The 19,249-nt window shown below is 55.0% G+C and carries 13 protein-coding genes; 4 read left to right on the top strand and 9 right to left on the bottom strand.

Going from position 1 to position 19,249, the window contains the following annotated elements:
- Positions 1-44: 44 nt before the first annotated feature.
- The 7 genes from QMK58_RS21140 to acnA form a co-directional block, all read right to left on the bottom strand.
- Positions 45-3,866 (bottom strand): CDP-glycerol glycerophosphotransferase family protein, encoded by a 3,822-nt coding sequence (locus QMK58_RS21140; RefSeq protein WP_320395378.1) that lies wholly within the window; start codon positions 3,864-3,866, stop codon positions 45-47.
- Positions 3,867-4,103: 237 nt separating this feature from the next.
- Positions 4,104-5,171 carry a polysaccharide biosynthesis/export family protein gene (locus QMK58_RS21135; RefSeq protein WP_320395377.1) on the bottom strand — a complete coding sequence of 356 codons (1,068 nt, stop codon included), beginning with the start codon at positions 5,169-5,171 and terminating at the stop codon, positions 4,104-4,106.
- 40 nt (positions 5,172-5,211) lie between these two features.
- A complete protein-coding gene (locus tag QMK58_RS21130; protein ID WP_320395376.1) occupies positions 5,212-6,318 on the bottom strand; it encodes an ABC transporter permease in 1,107 nt (368 codons plus the stop codon).
- Between the two features lie 47 nt (positions 6,319-6,365).
- A complete protein-coding gene (locus QMK58_RS21125; protein ID WP_320395375.1) occupies positions 6,366-7,019 on the bottom strand; it encodes an ABC transporter ATP-binding protein in 654 nt (217 codons plus the stop codon).
- A gap of 13 nt (positions 7,020-7,032) precedes the next feature.
- On the bottom strand, positions 7,033-7,734 hold the full coding sequence (locus QMK58_RS21120) for an ABC transporter permease (RefSeq protein ID WP_320395374.1): 702 nt from the start codon (positions 7,732-7,734) through the stop codon (positions 7,033-7,035).
- A 333-nt stretch (positions 7,735-8,067) separates the two neighbouring features.
- Complete coding sequence (locus tag QMK58_RS21115; protein ID WP_320395373.1) at positions 8,068-8,859, bottom strand: CPBP family intramembrane glutamic endopeptidase; 792 nt, start codon at positions 8,857-8,859, stop codon at positions 8,068-8,070.
- A gap of 661 nt (positions 8,860-9,520) precedes the next feature.
- A complete protein-coding gene (gene acnA, locus QMK58_RS21110; protein ID WP_053160747.1) occupies positions 9,521-12,262 on the bottom strand; it encodes an aconitate hydratase AcnA in 2,742 nt (913 codons plus the stop codon).
- Positions 12,263-12,484: 222 nt separating this feature from the next.
- Between acnA and rlmM the strand changes: the two genes are divergently transcribed.
- The gene (gene rlmM / locus QMK58_RS21105; RefSeq protein ID WP_053160746.1) at positions 12,485-13,558 is read left to right on the top strand and encodes a 23S rRNA (cytidine(2498)-2'-O)-methyltransferase RlmM; all 1,074 of its coding nucleotides are present in this window, start codon (positions 12,485-12,487) and stop codon (positions 13,556-13,558) included.
- Positions 13,559-13,740: 182 nt separating this feature from the next.
- Entirely contained in the window at positions 13,741-13,992 is a 252-nt protein-coding gene (gene tusA / locus QMK58_RS21100) for a sulfurtransferase TusA (protein WP_320395372.1), read from the top strand.
- Between the two features lie 43 nt (positions 13,993-14,035).
- On the opposite strand, the gene QMK58_RS21095 is transcribed toward tusA, so the two are convergent.
- Complete coding sequence (locus tag QMK58_RS21095; RefSeq protein WP_053161335.1) at positions 14,036-15,445, bottom strand: MATE family efflux transporter; 1,410 nt, start codon at positions 15,443-15,445, stop codon at positions 14,036-14,038.
- Between the two features lie 292 nt (positions 15,446-15,737).
- Here QMK58_RS21095 and pdxB point away from each other — a divergent pair, with 292 nt between their 5' ends.
- Entirely contained in the window at positions 15,738-16,880 is a 1,143-nt protein-coding gene (gene pdxB, locus QMK58_RS21090) for a 4-phosphoerythronate dehydrogenase PdxB (protein ID WP_320395371.1), read from the top strand.
- 94 nt (positions 16,881-16,974) lie between these two features.
- Here the strand turns inward: pdxB and QMK58_RS21085 are convergent, their stop codons facing one another.
- Complete coding sequence (locus tag QMK58_RS21085; RefSeq protein ID WP_053160743.1) at positions 16,975-17,154, bottom strand: PA1571 family protein; 180 nt, start codon at positions 17,152-17,154, stop codon at positions 16,975-16,977.
- A 244-nt stretch (positions 17,155-17,398) separates the two neighbouring features.
- Between QMK58_RS21085 and QMK58_RS21080 the strand changes: the two genes are divergently transcribed.
- Positions 17,399-19,186, top strand: coding sequence for an ABC transporter transmembrane domain-containing protein (locus tag QMK58_RS21080; protein ID WP_320395370.1), 1,788 nt, complete (start codon positions 17,399-17,401; stop codon positions 19,184-19,186).
- Positions 19,187-19,249: the final 63 nt, after the last annotated feature.

Below are 19,249 nucleotides of genomic sequence, written 5' to 3'. Positions count from 1 at the left end.
AGGGAGAGGGCGTACGTAGATTAGTACGTACGCCTGAATGCGATCTAACTCGGAGCGTTGATATTTAGCGATTTTTCAATCGCATCTCTAAGTTGAGAGCTTTTTTTAGTTTTCTCACATAAAGATTCAAACTTCTCCAGCTCTTTCTTCGCCTGAATTACATCACCGGACTGGAATCGAACGTTGGCCAAATGTAACCATGCATCTCTATTTGGATTAAGCTCCTTTCTAGAAATGAAGTTAACCCAAGCCTCAATTGCTTCCGAATGATTGCCTGACTCACTAAGAAGCAAAGCTTTTTCTTGTAAGAACGTCCTTTCATCTTTCGCGCCATTCGCTTCGGAGAAAGCTTTTATTGCGCCCGAAAGATTTCCAGTTTTTCGTCTTGTTCTAGCCAGTTTTAACGAGCTATCCGGAGAGAGTTTGCTATGAGTTGATATGTGGTTCCAGGCTTCTTCCGCTTTTTTCCATTGAGAATTAGAGAACGCAGTTTCAGCAACCTCAGAAAAGAAGTCAGGTAAATTTGAGCCGTTTTTCATTTTCGCAATATATTTTGCCGCTTCCGAAAAGAGCTTATTTTCTCGGCATGCAGTGGCCAAAAGCAACAATGAGTGATCATCGTGAAAATTGTTAATGTTTACTGTTGTTTTCCATAGCTCATATGCTTCTGGCCAAAGTTCAAGATACGAAGCTATCTCTGCTCGTTCTTTGAGAATGTCAGGCTGATTAATATCTTTCGCTCGATCTAATAAAAAAGTTGCTTTCTCAAAATCTTTTTGCAGGCGGTTTGCTTTTATAAGTAATGCTAGTGTGCTGTCTTCAAAATGAATGTTGTTTTTATCAACTTCAAGTGTATTGTACATGTGATTTATATTTGCGAAATCATTTGTTTCTATAGCGATGAGAAATTGTTTTTCTTGTATTTTTGACTTCGTATAACCGGCCGCATCCGCGATCTTCAGCCAATTACCAGCTTCTTCAAAGCGTTCTAATCTGCGGCAAGCGATCGCGCTTTCAAAGGCCGCTTCCGCTGTCAACTCAGTTTCTTCCGACTGTATCTGACTCCAAGCTATAAGAGCCTGTGTCCAATCAGATTGCTTCATTGCTCTGCGAGCGTATTCTACGGCTGCAGGCCTACTAGACTCTATACTAATAAAACTTTGTTCGAGTCTGTCAATGGCTTCGAAAGTTCTCTGGCAGTTATTGATATCTTTAAATGCAAACGTTTCTTGCATTCGTTTCAAGTGAAGTTGACTAGGCATGCCATCATTTTTCAATATTTCTTCTATTGCATATACTGTGTCTTGCAAGGTATCACAGATTGGCCCAAATCCATCGCGATGATAGTCATAGTATCCTTGGCGATAGGTGTGTCCCCCGCTAAATACCTCGTGAGCATCGAATTGATAGTAAACTACCGCACGATCGATTGTGGCTACTTCAAATGCAACAGATGAATAGTCGGTTAATAATATTTTAGCTTTTGAAAAAAGCAATTGCATGGATTCTTCGTCAGTTTGTTCTTGAATGGATATATGGTCAGGAACGTCAAACGTTGAAATGTATGGGAAAATATTAGTATGCGGAAAAAATATTAATTTATATCCGTAATTTTCTGCAAGATGCTTGAGAGACGTAGACTGCAAAACATCACGCCAGGACTGAGCGTAGTTAGTCTCTGAAAAATTTGGGTTTAGTTCTCGTTCATTTCCAACGCCAGACGGTGCTCCGATCAAACTATTCCGCCATGTAGGCATTATAAGAATAGTCTTGTCCCCGCAACCATTCAATGATCTTAAATTGTCGTGTCGAGCAAACCCCGTTAATGCGACTTCTTTTCGAGTGAATTTGTATGGGCCATTATCCGCAATTGAAATGAATTCCGGATGAGTGGCAGTTACAAGGCAGTCGATTGTTTTTGTGTTCAGCCAACTGGATAAGTCGTCTTTCGTAATTCCATGCTGCAAAAATGTATAGCGATACGTCAACAGGTCGCCGAACCACTTTTTGTCTAATCCGCCAAATATGTAATGGTCGGCATGTGAGGATATCAGGTGGCTCGCATTCAGTAGAGCAAGCTTATGTTCTTCTGAGTTAAACGCCAATAGATTAAAGTCTTCATTTTTCAATCTCTGCCAATCAAAAGAAGCTTCATTAATTACGAAAAAAATTCGAGTGTCTGGCTGGTTCTTCTGCAGGTAACGATATAGGTGTTCCGCGTTGTCGTCCGCTTGAGTGTCCCGATCCATTAATAGCCAGCAGTTTGCATATTTTGTGACGGTTTCTTCAGTTTTACTGGCTTTACGCAAATCCAATACATCTTGAGGAAAGGAATTACTCTCAATGGAAGTGGTTCTAAATGCAGAGTATATCTCGGATGCTAGAATCCCTTTGTGATGCTGCTTTCCGCGCAGCGAGATTCTAGTACTAATATTTGATACTGTAACTTCAAGTTTTTGTACGTCGCCAATGCGCAACCAAACGATACGCTCATAAATAAACGTATCATCAAGAAAATTGTGATGAATTACTTTCGAGTAGAGAGGGATTGTCGGTTTGCTATCCCAAGAGAACCGTTCGCTGCATTGCGGATCATCGGTGAAATATCTTAATTTTACCAAATCTTTTATACTGTCAAAGCCGTCTATGTAAACGATATTGAAGCTTGGCTGAGTGGATTTAAAAAGCGACAGGAAACCTAGTTTATGATAAAACCATGCCCCAGCCAACTCAAAAGAAATAATGGTTTCGGTGGATATGTGGCTCATTATTTCTTTGATTAAATCTTTGTATGCCTTTCTTTCTTCATTGGTAAGAAAAAATAGCTTGTTTTCGTTATTTAGTAATCTTTTGAAGTGCCAAGTCAAATCATACAAGGCTGTTCGTTGTATGAAATTTTTAACATGCCCATGCTTCTTGATACTTTCTTGAATTATCCCGAGAACGCCAAGTCGTAGTTGATGGTCATACCTGCCCGGATGTTCCCAGGCCGTATCCAATGTAGATGTTCCATCGTCCCGTTTTCTATAAAAATAATGAGGCGATTTGAGAAAGGCAACAAAGCCGTCATCAAGCCCTAGAAGGTACCTGTTAACAAATTGAGCATCTTCAAACCCAGGTTTGATCTTCGGGCTAAACTCGAAGTTGTGTTCAATCAAACGGTTTCGTTTAAATAGTACGCAATTCACGTTGAGTATGATGTGTTTGCCCATGTCATCGGCGGGCAAAATGCAGTCACCTTTTGCAAATCGATAGCGTAATGGATGTGTGTCAGAAACTTTATCCGTGTCGTCAAAGTAAAATATATAGTTTGCAGACACCATTTTCAATGGTTGCGTAGGTGCTGCTTCTAGTATGCTTTTATCAATTTTCTCGAAGTAATCCAGTGCAACAAAATCATCTGCATCTATGAAGGTGACCCACTCATGCTTCGCATACTTCAAACCTAAGTTTCTTGCTGCACCCTGGCCGGCATTCTTTTGATAAAGATAGCGGATATTCAGTGGGTAAAGTGAAGCCCATTTTTTAATGAGCTCTGCTGAGCCATCCACTGAACCATCATCGACTAAAATGATTTCGATTGACTCTTTGAAGTCTATGGTTTGGTTAATGATTGAGCTGAAGTAGGTGTCTAGATAACGAGCGATGTTGTAAACAGCTGAAACAATGGAGTATTTAAATTTGGCGTGTGCTTTTGGTAGGGTGGTGTTTGTTGATTCGGGTGTTAATACAGATGGCAGCACAGGCGTTTTGGTGATTGCAGGTGTGTCATCTAAAGTTGGGTTCGCCAGAATTGCTAGTTTACTGATTTCACTCTGGGCGAAGATTTTTTGCATTTGTCTTTTTTTCAATAATCTTTTTTTCATGACGGTCCCTGATCCTGAGCTATGACTCTAACAACTAAATAATAGAGTTCGTGTACTTTGTTTGTGGTGTCTTAAAACTTAGCGCTATTAGTGGGATTTTTCTATGCGCCATATTGATTGTGCTGTTGAAATTGAGTCTTTAATTGGCGTGGCTTACTCAAACATTGTGATTAATTAACTAAGCGACCTAATGAAGAAAAAAATGGCTATTTTCTTCATTAGGATATGAATCTGAGGTTACTGAGTAATTCCAGTCGCTCGTCCCAACACCATCGTCTGCACAATAGGTCCGATAACTTTCTGCCACTCATATACAGCGGCATTGGTCACATAAATAGTGTCATCCGGCTTAACCATGACCTGACGGGCGTAGAAAATAGCGGCCGGGTCGCGCATATCGAGGCGCATCACAGTCGGCTTGTTACTGTTCTCACCCATGCGGAACACGAATACGCCTTGAGGGTTTGCGTTCGCTTCTCTAAGGCCGCCAACCGAACCCAAGGCATCCAGCAAGCTGGCGTTTTGAGCCGGCAGGTCGTGAAGGCCCGGCTCGCCCACAGCTCCCATCGCAACGAATCGCTGACGTGCACGATCCAGTACCACTTCCGAGTTAGGACGCAGCATCATGTTGTTGCCTGCCAACACGTCTTCATAGTTGAACTGCTGAACCTGGCTACCAGTACGCACGGTAACGTTGACCAAGTGTGGTTCCAGTACCGGCCCACCCGCCTGGTTAACGGCATCAAGCAACGTCAGCGGTCCTTGCAAAGTGCTGAAGCGACCCGGTGATTTCACCGCGCCTGCAACCAGTACCGAACCCGAGAGGTCGCCAACCAGTTCTACGTGGGTTTGCACATCGGTGGTTACGCCTTTCAGTTGCTTGCGGATCATGTCCTCAACCTGGTTGAGTGTCATGCCGGCGACGAACTGACGACCGACGTAAGGCAGGGAGATCATCCCCTGGTCGTCGATGCGGGTTTTCAGCTGGGTGCCGCCGGTGGACAGTGGGGCGAACACTGCCGAGCCTTCCGGTGCGTTGTCGGTGATCAGCACGTTGAGGGTGTCACCTGCCATCAACCGGACCGATGTGGGCACTGGCTTGGCAACGCTTGCCTGCACAGGGCGCACTTCGCCACGCATGTACGGGGCGATGGTGTTGGCGTTGATCTCGACCAGGTTGTAAGCGCTGTTTTGCTCTTTGCTTTCGATGTCGCCCTTGTAAGGGCCGGCACCGGACAGGGTGCCGCCGCACCCTGCCAACGTCAGGGTCATCAGCATCAAGCCCGTAACAGCGCTGTTTCGCATGCTCAAGTTCAGGGGGCGAAGGGGCAGGCCAGGAATGGATTTAATCACGATGATCCTCGATCGATGCAATTAGGAAGCGGGTGATGCCGTAGAGCAGCAGCAGGGCCAGGAAGATGGTCGCCAGGTTGTAGAGGCGTTCTGGGTAGATAGCCATCTGCGGGGTGTTCGGGCTGACGACGGTGACCAGGGTGCGGATTTTCTTGCTGGCTTCGATACGGGCGTTGTCGAGTGCGGCAACGGCTGTCTTGTAGGTTTCTTCGGCGATGCCCGCATCCAGCGTCAGTTGCTGGAAGCGCGAGGCGACGACGTTGAGCTGGTCGCCATCGGGTGCAGACACCAGCAGGCGTTTTTCGGCATTCAGCTGTTCGCGAATGGCGTTCACACGCTGTTGTTGTTGCTTGACCTGAGGTGAATCCGGGCGAAGTTTGTAGAGCATCTGGGTGAGCACGGCGCGTTCTTTGGAGTGCTCGCCTTCGAGGGTGTCGATGATGCTGGCGCGGCCCTGGGCCGAGCTTTTACCGTCCAGGACCTTGTTGCGGTTCTGGAAGCTCAGCAGCTCTTCCTTGCGTTGGGTGTAGTTCTTTTTTGCGCCTTCCAGTTCGCCTTGGGCGAAGCGCATCTGCTCGCGGGCGATGCTGTGGGAAACTTCGTTCACGAAGTGTTCACTGGCTTCCAGAATGGTCTTGACCATTTGTTCGGCCAGTTCCGGGCTGAATGCCTGTACTTCGACTTTCAGCAGGCCGGTGGTTTCATCGTAATGAGCAGAGACCATGCGCTGGTAGTACTCGAGCAGTTCCTCGCGTTCGGTGTTGGCGTCCAGCCAGAAGAACGGGTCGTTGCGTTGCTTGCTGTATTGCTCGACCCAGTGCAGGCGGTCTTCCAGCAGCTGCATCATGTCCATCGAGACGATGTATTCACGCAGGTACAGGGTTTCTTCCCGGGACGCCGGATTGGTGCCGCTGAGCAGCATGCCCAGGCCGGGCATCTGGGCAGCTGGGTTGTTGCCATCCTGGCGAACGACCACCTGCGCGGAGCTGACATAGCGATCCACAGCGAAAAAGCTGTAGTAGACGACGGCCAGGACCATCGGTAGCACGATCAGCCCCAGTGTCAGGCGCCAGCCTTTGAATTTACCCGTACTGCTCATATGCACTCGTATCCTTGAAATGAAACTGTCACGCCACGGTCAGGCGATCAGGAGTTGTAGGCCTTGATGCCTTCATCGACATCGTCATAGATCTGCACCCCGCCATCGCGCACCAGCAGCACGACGTCACAGAGCTTCTTGATTTCGGGCATGTTGTGGGAGACCAGCACCACTTTGGATTTCTGCAGGCGGGCTTCGAAGACGTCGGCGCACTTGCGCTTGAATTGCGCATCCCCCACCGACATCACTTCGTCGATCAGGTAGTAGTCGAAATCGAAGGCCATGCTCAGGCCGAAAGCCAGGCGCGAGCGCATGCCGGAGGAATAGGTCTTGACCGGCTCATCGATCCAGTCACCGATCTCGGCGAAGTCTTGAACGTAAGCAACTTTCTGGCGCATGGCGTCGCCTTCGGCGCCATAGACCCGGCTGACGAACTTGATGTTTTCACGGCCGCTCATGCTGCCCTGGAAACCACCGGACAGGCCCACGGGCCAGGAAACGCTCTTGTCCGTGACGATGGTGCCGGAGTCCGGCACGTCGGCACCGCCCAGCAGGCGCATCAAGGTCGACTTGCCGGCGCCATTGCGGCCGATCAGGCCGATGTTCTTGCCCGCGGGGATCTTCAGCGACAGGTCGCGAAACACGTGGCGACGCCCCTTGGGGGTCAGGTACGACTTGGTGATATTTCTGAGCTCGAACACTGGAAGCCTGCGGTTAGCCGTTCTTGGTGGAGATCAAATGCAGTCGACGAACCCGATAAGTACCCAGGGACACGAAGAGCAAGACCAGGGTGAACGCGATCACGTAGTGCAGCGACACGCCGTCGACGGGCACGTAGTGCGGGAATATTTCGGCGCGAATCAGTTCCAGCAGGTGCAGGAAAGGATTGAGCAGCAGCAGCGGCAACATGGCGTGCGGCAGGTAGGCGGCGGGGATGAGCACGCCCGAGATGAAATACAGCGGGAAAAACATCATCCGCAGAAATAGCGTACTGCTGGGCATGGCATGGGCGATCAGTGCCAGCAGCATGCCCAGGCCAAAGGAAAACAGCACACCCAGCAGGATGGTCAGCATCCACTCGATGGGCGAATTGATCGACATGTCGAAGCCGTACCAGGCGAAGCCGAATACCAGAATGGCGTAGACGGTTGCGGAAATACTGAATTCCACCAGTACACGAGCGATAAAGGTGTCGAGGGGCTTGATCTGTTTATAGGCAAACAGCGAGCGGTTTTCCTTGGGACTGTTCATCAGGCGTAACGCGGTGTTGCGAAACAGCAGGAAGGGGGCGAGACCGACCAGTACGAAAACCGGGAAGTCGACACCAGCCACGGTGCGACCACGAATCAGGGCAAATAGCACGCTTAGAATCAGCAGGTGGCAAATGGGCTCGATCAGCGTCCAGATAGCCCCCATCCGTCTCTGGCCAAAACGCGAGCGTGCTTCACGCAGGACCAAGGCAAAAATGACAGATTTTTTGATTTGCAGGGGAGAGCGGGGCTTAAGCATGATTTACCGCACAGCACAACGGCGCGATAAACGCGTTGCTTGAATTCATTTTCAGAGGACTTTCTGTCGATGTGTGACAGAGTGCTTCCATTCGTGGGGCGGGAGGTTAAACGCTGGGCCAGACAAGAGTCAAGCCGCATGGTTCCCTGCCGATAATCGGTGGGTTCTGCCAAAACTCAGGGCATTTTGTAGGTGTCTGATCCCTTGGAGAATTTTCGGTTTGTTCGAGCGCGCAACGATTTAACTGGCGAGCATTGGATAGGTGAACAATCCGAAATGCAGCAGGTTCAAGCCGAAGTGGGTGGCAATGGCCGCCGCCAGGCCACCGAACCGATAAGCCATTCCATAACCGACGCCTGCCAGGGTAGCCAGCAATACCCACTCCCAGCCAGCTCCCCAATGAACCAGGCCGAACAGCAGTGAGGCAATCAGCAAGGCCAGATTCTCACCGTGTTGCAGGTGTTTGAAGCGCCGACTCAGGCCACCCTGCAGATAGCCACGAAACAGCGCTTCTTCTACTAATGTCACCAGCAGCAGGTTGTTGTTCATCCACAGCCAGGCCTGATCGGGCCATTTCGGCGAAAACTCGACGATCCCCAGCAGGCAGGCGCCCCCCAGGGTGACGATTGCCGTCAGGCTCAAGGCGCCGGTGCTTGCCTTGACGGTTTGCAGCAATGAATGACGGCCGATGATCCAGGGACACACGAGCAACAACCAGAAGCCGATCAGCGGTTTGTCGAGGTTGAGGTTCATCGTGAAGGGGGCTGCGTTGTCGGTGAAGCGTTCGTGGTCGATCATTCTGGCATTGTAGAAACCTGGCCATATATGGAAGGCCAGGGTGAGTGCCAGGAGGATAAACAGGGCGTGGCCGAAATAGCGGACGTAGCGGATGTTTTGTTGGCGGACGGAAAAACCGGCGAGCAGCAGGAGAATGATTGCAATGCTGGCCTGGGCCGTGAGTTCTCCGTAGGTGAGCGCAAGCACATAGCCGGCCGAGAGTAAGGTGAGGTATGGCCAGGGCATTACGAGCATGGGTCATCCGAATTGACTGGTGGGGCACCTTTAGTGGGGCATTTAGGCAGATATACCCGTGAGTCAGCAACAAGGTCGCTGACTTTTTTCCTTAACATGAAATGTGTAGAACCAAACCTGTGACTACGTTTATAGGTGCCTGACGTTCATTCGAAAGGCGCGCTGCCGGATCATCCTGAATCAGGGAACGCACATGACTACTTGGCCCGTAATTGCCGTGACATTGTTGATGCTGCTGCCGTTGATGGTTCTTGTTACTTCGATACAGGGTTGGGCTCACCATTTCAAAATTGAAGGCGATACCGAGTACTAGCCGCCGTCGTGCAAAGTCCTGTTGCTTCCTGTCGTGAGTTTCAAACACACGGATGTGTTACTCCAACTAACGTACGGCCTCTGTCGGCGCGAGCCTGCACATCATCGTCGTGAACGTTTACGCGTGCGGCCTGACTGAACGCGGCGCTTTTGAGTGCATCGCGAGCAAGCTTGCTCCTACAGTCAGTGGGCAGCATCAGTTAGGTGAGGCACCGATGTATCCCCCTGTAGGAGCGAGCCTGTTCGCGATGGTCGTGAACGATTACGCGTGCTGCCTGACTGTAGGCGGCGTTCTTGAAGGCATCGCGAGCAAGCTTGCTCCTACAGGGGGCAGTGGGGCGCTTCCCGGTCAGGATGCAATCAGCTGTCGCAACACGTAATGCAATATTCCTCCCGACTTGAAGTACTCCACTTCATTGAGCGTATCAATCCGGCACAGCACCTCGATTTTCTCCTGGCTGCCGTTCTCGCGTGTGATCACCAGTGTCAGGTTCATCCGCGGTGTCAGTTCGACGCCGGTCAAGCCGAGGATGTCCAGGGTTTCCCGGCCAGTCAGGTTGAGGCTCTTGCGGTTCTGGTCGAGCTTGAACTGCAACGGCAGCACGCCCATGCCCACCAGGTTGGAGCGGTGGATCCGCTCGAAGCTTTCGGCGATGACGGCTTTGACTCCCAGCAGATTGGTGCCCTTGGCGGCCCAGTCGCGGCTTGAACCGGTGCCATATTCCTGGCCGGCGATCACCACCAGGGGTGTGCCCGCGGCCTGATAACGCATGGCGGCGTCGTAGATCGGCATCTTTTCCATGGTCGGGATGTAGAAGGTATTACCGCCTTCCTCACCGCCGAGCATTTCGTTGCGAATGCGGATGTTGGCAAAGGTGCCGCGCATCATGACTTCATGGTTGCCACGCCGCGAGCCATAGGAGTTGAAGTCCCGAGGCTCAACACCCTTGTCGCGCAGGTATTGCCCTGCCGGGCTGTCGGCCTTGATGTTGCCGGCCGGGGAGATGTGGTCGGTGGTTACCGAGTCGCCAAGCAATGCGAGAATCCGCGCCCCGGAGACGTCCCTGACCACGGGCGGTGGGCCACCGATGTCGTCGAAGAACGGCGGATGCTGGATATAGGTCGAATCGTCCTGCCAGACATAGGTCGCCGCCTGTGGGACTTTGATCGCTTGCCATTGTTCGTCACCGGCAAACACTTCGGCGTATTCCTTGTGGAACATGGCGGTGTTGACCTGGTTCACCGCGTCGGCGATTTCCTGGCTGCTCGGCCAGATGTCCTTCAGGTAAACCGGGTTGCCCTCATTGTCTTCGCCCAGGGGTTCGCGGCTGATGTCGATCCGCACCGTCCCTGCCAGCGCATAGGCCACCACCAACGGCGGGGAGGCCAGCCAGTTGGTTTTGACCAATGGATGCACGCGGCCTTCGAAGTTTCGGTTGCCCGACAGCACCGATGCCACGGTGAGGTCGGCTTGCTGGATGGCTTTTTCGATCGGCTCAGGCAATGGTCCCGAGTTGCCGATACACGTGGTGCAGCCGTAACCGACCAGGGCAAAACCCAGTTCATCGAGGTAGTGCGTGAGGCCGGCGGCCTTGTAGTAGTCGGTGACGACTTTCGAGCCGGGCGCCAGTGAGCTTTTCACCCATGGCTTGCGCTTGAGGCCCTTTTCCACGGCTTTCTTCGCCACCAGGCCGGCGGCCATCATCACGCTCGGGTTCGAGGTATTGGTGCAGGAGGTGATCGCGGCGATGACCACGGCACCGTTTTTCAGGCGATAGGTCTGGCCGTCGTAGTTGTAATCCGCTTCGCCGGCGAGATCCGCGTTGCCTACGGCGACACCGCCGCCGCCCTCGCTTTCGAGTCGACCTTCTTCCTTGCTGGTGGGCTTGAATTGCAGGTCGATGAAGTCGCTGAAGGCTTGGGCGACGTTGGGTAGCGACACGCGGTCCTGTGGACGTTTCGGCCCGGCCAGGCTCGCTTCGACGCTGGCCATGTCCAGCGCGAGGCTGTCGGTGAACACCGGTTCCTGCCCCGCGATACGCCACAGGCCTTGGGCCTTGCTGTAGGCCTCGACCAGTTTCACCGTGGCGTCGGGGCGGCCGGACAGGCGCAGGTAGCCCAGGGTCACCTCGTCCACCGGGAAGAAGCCGCAGGTGGCGCCATATTCCGGAGCCATGTTGGCGATGGTTGCACGGTCGGCCAGCGGCAGGTCGGCGAGGCCATCACCGAAGAACTCGACGAACTTCCCCACCACGCCTTTTTTGCGCAGCATCTGCGTCACCGTCAGTACAAGGTCGGTGGCGGTGATGCCTTCCTTCAGTTTACCGGTGAGCTTGAAACCGATCACTTCCGGAATCAGCATCGACACCGGTTGCCCGAGCATCGCCGCCTCCGCTTCGATACCGCCGACGCCCCAGCCGAGTACGCCGAGGCCGTTGATCATGGTGGTGTGGGAGTCGGTGCCGACCAGCGTGTCGGGAAACGCATAGGTACGGCCATCCTCGTCCTTGGTCCACACCGTGCGCCCCAGGTATTCCAGGTTGACCTGATGGCAGATGCCGGTGCCCGGTGGCACCACGCTGAAATTATCGAAAGCACTTTGGCCCCAGCGCAGAAAGGCATAACGTTCGCCGTTGCGCTGCATTTCAATGTCGACGTTCTGCTCAAAGGCGCTGCTGGTGGCAAACTTGTCGACCATCACCGAGTGGTCGATCACCAGGTCGACGGGGGAGAGCGGGTTGATCCGCTGGGGATCGCCGCCAGCCTTGGCCATCGCCGCACGCATGGCGGCCAGGTCGACCACGGCGGGCACGCCGGTGAAGTCTTGCATCAGGACTCGCGCCGGGCGGTACTGGATTTCTCGGTCGGAGCGACGCTCCTTGAGCCAGGCGGCAATCGCCTTGAGGTCGGCACCGGTGACGGTTTTTTCGTCTTCCCAACGCAGCAGATTTTCCAGCAGCACTTTCAGTGACATCGGTAACCTGTCCAGATCGCCCAGGCTTTTGGCAGCTTCGGGCAGACTGAAATAGTGGTAGGTCTTGTCGTCGACTTGCAGGGTCTTGAGCGTTTTCAAACTATTAACGGACGGCATTACGATCACTCCTGTGAGTCCGCACGGCTACGGACTGAGGGGACGGGCAGAGCATTAAACCTAGCCCTGTTTTCGGTAGCTGGCTAATAACTGGACTCTATGGGCAAGTTCAAGGTTCCGAACTCGGCTATCATGCGCGGGTTTTCATGACAGGCTTTGCTTCAACGCAAGTCTGGGCATCGCGCAGTGGCTGAAATTCGTCGCCATTGCCCAGGAGTAAGAATGAACACCCTTTTTATGCATTGCCGGCCGGGCTTCGAAGGTGAAGTCTGTTCCGAGATTTCCGACCTCGCCGCGCGCTTGAACGTGGCCGGTTATGCCAAGGCGAAAACCGCCAGTGCCTGCGCCGAATTTGTCTGCACCGAAGAAGACGGCGCCGAGCGCCTGATGCGCGGCCAGCGTTTCGCCGATCTCATCTTCCCGCGCCAGTGGGCCCGGGGGATCTTCATCGATCTGCCGGAAACCGACCGTATCAGCGTGATCCTCGCCCATATGGCGGACTTTCCGTTGTGCGGCAGCCTGTGGCTGGAGATGGTCGATACCAACGATGGCAAAGAGCTGTCGAACTTCTGCAAGAAATTCGAAGTGCACCTGCGTAAAGCGCTGATGGCCGCCGGCAAACTGGTGGAAGACGCGCACAAGCCACGCCTGTTGCTGACTTTCAAAAGTGGCCGTGAAGTGTTCATGGGGCTGGCGGAGTCGAACAACTCGGCGATGTGGCCGATGGGTATCCCGCGTTTGAAGTTCCCGCGTGAGGCGCCGAGCCGTTCGACGCTCAAGCTGGAGGAGGCGTGGCACCATTTCATTCCGCGTGATCAGTGGGATGAACGTCTGCATAGCGACATGACCGGTGTCGACCTCGGTGCCGCGCCGGGTGGCTGGACCTGGCAACTGGTCAACCGCGGCATGCTGGTCACTGCCATCGATAACGGACCGATGGCCGAAAGCCTTATGGACACGGGACTGGTACAGCACTTGATGGCCGACGGTTTCACCTTCAAGCCCAAGCAACCGGTGGACTGGATGGTCTGCGACATCGTCGAGAAACCGGCGCGCAATGCCGCGATGCTCGAAGAGTGGATCGGCGACGGGCATTGCCGCGAAGCGGTGGTTAACCTCAAGCTGCCGATGAAGCAGCGTTATGCCGAGGTGAAGCGCTTGCTGGAACGGATTGCCGACGGTTTCAAGGCACGGGGCATTCGGGTCGAGATCGGTTGCAAGCAGCTGTACCATGACCGCGAAGAAGTCACCTGTCACCTGCGCCGGCTTGACGTGAAGAAGCCAAAATCCCGCTGAACGATAAAATGCATAACCCGTAGGAGCCGGCTTGATGGCGATGACGGTGGCACATTTGGCAGGGTGGTGTCTGCCAGTACGCCTTCGCTGGCAAGCCGGCTCCTACAAAAGCCGACCTTATGCCAGAGATGACCGAGTACCCGCCAATGCGCGACAATGCTGGACAGTTTCAGGAGTGAATCATGAGTGAAATGCTTGATACGCCGGTAGACGGCACCTTGGACGCCACCGGCCTCAACTGCCCGGAACCGGTGATGATGCTGCACCAGCACATCCGCGATCTGGTGCCTGGCGGTCTGCTCAAGGTGATCGCCACTGACCCGTCGACCCGTCGCGACATCCCCAAGTTCTGTGTGTTTCTCGACCATGAGCTGGTGGCGCAGCACGAAGAGGCGGGCACCTTCCTCTACTGGATTCGCAAGAAGTCTGTTTAGTGGAAACAAAAAAGACCTGCGAAAGCAGGTCTTTTTTTTGCGATCACGCCGAGTGTTGGCTGAGGCGGATCCGCTTGCGCGCACTGCGCGTCAGGCGAATCGACAGCATCAACGCCGCGCAACTCAGGCCGGCGATCAACCCTTCCCACAGCCCGTTCGGGCCGCTCGCCGGACCGAACCAATCGGTCAGACCCAGTACGTAACCGACCGGCAGGCCGATGCCCCAATAGGCGAACAAGGTCAGGATCATGGTCACTCGCGTGTCCTGGTAGCCACGCAGCGCGCCCGCGCAAATCACCTGAATGGCATCGGAAAACTGATATAGCGCGGCGTACACAATCAACATCGACGCTATCTGGATCACGTTCTTGTCGGGCGTGTAGATCGAGGCGATGGGTTCACGCAGGCACAGGATCAGCGTCGCTGAAAACGCTGCAAACACTAGCGCTGCGCCGAGTCCGACCTTCGCCGCGAAGCGTGCCTGATACGGGTTTCCAGCTCCCAATGCCTGGCCGACCCGCACCGTCACCGCCATACCCAGCGAGTAAGGAATCATGAACAGCAGCGAGCTGATATTCAGGGCGATCTGGTGCCCGGCCACTACGGTCGAGCCGAGGCTGCCGATCAGCAGGGCGATGACCGCAAAAATGCTGGACTCGGCGAAGACGGCGATACCGATCGGCAGGCCAATGCTGACCAAGCGCTTGATCACCGACCACTTCGGGCGGTCGAAACGCACCAGCACACGGGTGCGGGCATAGAAGGGCGCCCAGAACGTCCAGGCTGCCATGCTCAACGCCATGAACCACATCACGATGCCACTGGCCCAGCCGCAACCGACGCCGCCGAGCGCTGGTGCGCCGAAATGGCCATAGATCAACGTGTAGTTCAGCGGGATGTTCAGCAGCAGCCCGCACAAACCGATGACCATGCTGGGGCGGGTACGACCCATGCCGTCGCTGTAGCAGCGCAGTACGTAATAGAAGGCCATGCCCGGCAGGCCGAAGGCGATACCGTCCAGGTAACCCATGCTTGGCTCGATCAATTGTGGATCGACTTTCATCCAGTGCAGGATCGGTTCGGCGGCCAGCAGCAGGCCACTGCCGATCAACCCGACATACAGCGCGAGCCACATCGCCTGGCGAACCAGTGGGCCGATTTCGTCAAACTGCCCGGCGCCAAAGCGTTGTGCGACCTTGGGGGTGGTGGCCAACAAAACACCGGACATCAGCAGATAAACCGGTATCCAGATCGAGTTGCCCAGCGCCACAGAGGCCAGGTCCCGTGGGCTCACGCGTCCGGCCATGACCGCATCGACGAAGCCCATGGCCGTGGTGGCCAGTTGCGCGATCATGATGGGCAGAGCCAGGCTCAGCAGGCCTTTGAGTTCCTGGCGAACGGGCGTCGTACGCGGGGTGTCGATGGCGACGGTATTTTGAGTTGCAGGGTTCAATAGCAAGACGTCCAGAAGGTTTTGATGCACAGGCGCGCATTCTACGCGTTGACGCGCCGGTCAGGAAAAGACCCGTGTTGCGGATTTGTAATTGAAATTGGAAGCCGATCGTTGTGGTGAGGGGGCTTGCCCCGGTTCGACTGCGAAGCAGTCGCTTTCAGGATGCAGGGTGTGCCTGCAGGAATGCAGTGGGCGATCCGGGGCCGCTTCGTCGCCCAGAGGGAGGCGCAAAGCCTACTGGCTCAGGATGGCCATCTGCGCCTACACTGCCGGTCCCCCAAAGGAGCCTGCCATGCTGATTGTTGCCGACGAAAATATTCCCCTGCTCGATGCCTTTTTCGAAGGTTTCGGTGAAATCCGCCGGGTGCCGGGGCGCTCCATCGACCGTGCCACCGTCGAACAGGCCGACGTGTTGCTGGTGCGCTCGGTGACCAACGTCAACCGCGCGTTACTGGAAGGCAGCAAGGTGCGTTTTGTCGGCACCTGTACTATCGGCACCGATCATCTGGATCTGAAGTACTTTGAGCAGGCCGGCATAACCTGGTCCAGCGCTCCGGGTTGCAATGCCCGGGGCGTGGTCGACTACGTGCTCGGCAGCCTGCTGACCCTGGCCGAAATCGAAGGTGCCGACCTGACCCGTCGCACATACGGCGTGGTTGGCGCCGGTGAGGTGGGTGGGCGATTGGTCAAGGTCCTGCAAGGACTGGGCTGGAAAGTGCTGGTCTGCGACCCGCCTCGGCAGGTCGCCGAGGGTGCGGATTACGTCAGCCTTGAACAGATCGTCGCTGAATGCGATGTGATCAGCCTGCACACGCCGTTGACCAAGCAGGGCGCGCACTCGACCTGGCATCTGTTTGATGAAAAGCGCCTGAACCAGCTGCGTTCCGGCACCTGGCTGATCAACGCCAGTCGCGGTCCGGTGGTGAATAACGCGGTACTGCGTGAAGTGTTGCTGGAGCGTGAAGACCTGCAAGCGGTGCTGGACGTCTGGGAGGGCGAGCCCGAGGTCGACGTGGCGCTGGCCGAACTGTGCGTACTGGCAACGCCGCACATTGCCGGTTACAGCCTCGATGGCAAACAACGCGGCACAGCGCAGATCTACCAGGCGTTTTGCGACTTCCTCGGGCAGTCGGCCAAGGTCCGCCTGAGCGATTTGTTGCCAGCACCGTGGTTGTCGCACGTTACCTTGAATGCGCAAAGCGATCCGGCTTGGGCATTGGCGATGTTGTGCCGGGGCGTGTACGACCCACGCCGCGACGATGCTGATTTCCGCCGTAGCCTTGTAGGCAGTGTCGGCGAACAGCGTGCGGCGTTTGACGTGCTGCGCAAGCATTATCCGTCGCGGCGTGAAATCGATGGATTGCAGGTGCGGATCGACGGTGAGTCGCCTGAATTGCAGAAGATCGTGGCGGCGTTGGGGGCGGTGGCAATCTGATCGAGCCTGCTAGCGAAGGGCGCGCCACAGACCTGGATAAACAGGCATAAAAAACCCGGCCAACCAGGGCCGGGTCAAGAAGACGGTGGCTATATCACTCTTGTTCGGCAGGCTTGACCAATCGCTTTTGCAGTTCGTTGCACGCTTGCTGGACCATGTTTTCAGTGATCGGTACTTCGCGGCCATCCTCATCAATAATCGAGCAACCCAGAGACTGGTCTGGCTGTGTGCGGATCACTTGAATCTTGTCATCGCTGCTGTTTTGCAAGGACATGGCCTGTCTCCTCATCAGGTTGTGTGCCTACTTTAGAACCACCAGGTGACCGGGCTGTGACAACTCCCTGCGATCTTCGAGGTGGCAATAACAGTCCACCAGAATTGCTTTCATCTGGCTAGCCGAACTTTAGACCAATAGCGTCTAGCAGGTAGTCTTGCCGGACATAATTAACCTGACTCATTGTGATTTACACCGGGCCGATCATTGGGCGGTGTAGGCTGGGCCTATTGATTACTTCTGGATGATTGCGATGCTCTCTACCCGTCACCGCCGCGCAATTCGCCTGGCCAGTCGTTTCATCGCCCCGTATCGCTGGCACGCGCTCGGCGCATTGCTCGCACTGATCGTGACCGCTGGCATCACTCTGTCCATGGGGCAGGGCATTCGCCTGTTGGTGGATCAAGGGTTCATGACGCAGTCGCCGCACCAGCTAAACCAGTCCATCGGTTTGTTCATGCTCTTGGTGATAGGGTTGGCGATTGGCACGTTTGCGCGTTTTTACCTGGTGTCGTGGATTGGCGAACGCTGTGTCGCCGACATCCGCAGCAAGGTGTTCAATCATCTGATTTACCTGCACCCGGGTTTCTACGAAGACAATCGCAGCTCTGAAATCCAGTCGCGGCTGACCGCTGACACCACGTTGTTGCAATCGGTCATCGGCTCTTCACTGTCGCTGTTTTTACGCAATTTGTTGATGGTCATCGGCGGGATCATTCTGCTGTTTGTCACCAATCCCAAGCTCACCAGTATCGTGGTAGTTGCCTTGCCGCTGGTGATCGCGCCGATCCTGATTTTCGGTCGTCGCGTACGCAACCTGTCGCGACTGAGCCAGGACCGGATTGCCGATATCGGCAGCTATGTGTCCGAAACCCTCGGACAGATCAAGACCGTGCAGGCCTATAACCATCAGTCCCAGGACGAACGTCGTTTTGCCGTGACGGTGGAAGAGGCATTCGACACCGCGCGAAAACGCATTTTTCAGCGGGCCTGGCTGATCACCCTGGTGATTGTGTTGGTGTTGGGCGCGGTCGGGGTGATGCTTTGGGTCGGTGGCATGGATGTTATTGCCGGGCGAATTTCGGCGGGGGAGCTGGCGGCGTTTGTCTTTTACAGCCTGATCGTCGGCAGTGCATTCGGTACCTTGAGTGAAGTGATCGGCGAGTTGCAGCGCGCAGCCGGGGCGGCAGAGCGGATCGCCGAGTTGCTGCGCGCGGAAAACATCATCCAGCCGCCAGCGACCGATCGGGTGACCTTGCCCGAACGGGTGAGGGGTGACCTGATGCTGCAGGATGTGCGCTTTTCCTACCCGTCGCGCCCCGAAAGCTATGCCGTCGATGGCTTGAACCTGGCGATCAGCGCCGGTGAGACCCTTGCGCTGGTCGGGCCGTCGGGTGCCGGCAAGTCGACGGTGTATGACCTGTTGCTACGTTTTTACGACCCCGTTGAGGGACGCATCCTGCTCGATGGCACGCCGCTGACCCGGCTCGATCCGCTGGACCTGCGTCGCTGCTTTGCACTGGTATCGCAAACCCCGGCACTGTTTTTCGGCAGCATCGAAGAGAACATCCGCTACGGCAACCCGGCGGCGACTTTGGCCGAGGTTCAGGAAGCGGCAAAAATTGCCTACGCCCACGATTTCATCGAGGCCATGCCCAACGGTTATCAGACCCATCTGGGTGATGGCGGGCTCGGTTTGTCCGGCGGCCAGCGCCAGCGCCTGGCCATTGCGCGGGCGCTACTGGTGGATGCGCCGATCCTGTTGCTCGATGAAGCCACCAGTGCGCTCGATGCCCAGAGCGAACACCTGATTCAGCAAGCCCTGCCAAGCCTGATGAAAAACCGCACCACCCTGGTCATCGCCCATCGCCTGGCCACGGTAAAGAACGCCGACCGCATCGCAGTGATGGATCAAGGGAAGCTGGTGGCGGTGGGCACTCATCAGGAACTTCTTGAAAGTAATGCGCTGTATGCGCGGTTGGCGGCGTTGCAGTTTTCCGATGGCAAAGCCCAATTGCACATCCACCCGTAGGAGCTGCCGCAGGCTGCGATCTTTTGATCTGCACTCGCAACAAAAATGCCCGCATCAAACGAT

It is taken from the genome of Pseudomonas sp. P8_241 (genome assembly GCF_034008315.1).
In the GTDB taxonomy this organism is placed as follows: domain Bacteria; phylum Pseudomonadota; class Gammaproteobacteria; order Pseudomonadales; family Pseudomonadaceae; genus Aquipseudomonas.
Note: the sequence above shows the minus strand (reverse complement) of the source record. Positions and strands in the feature narration are given on the sequence as shown.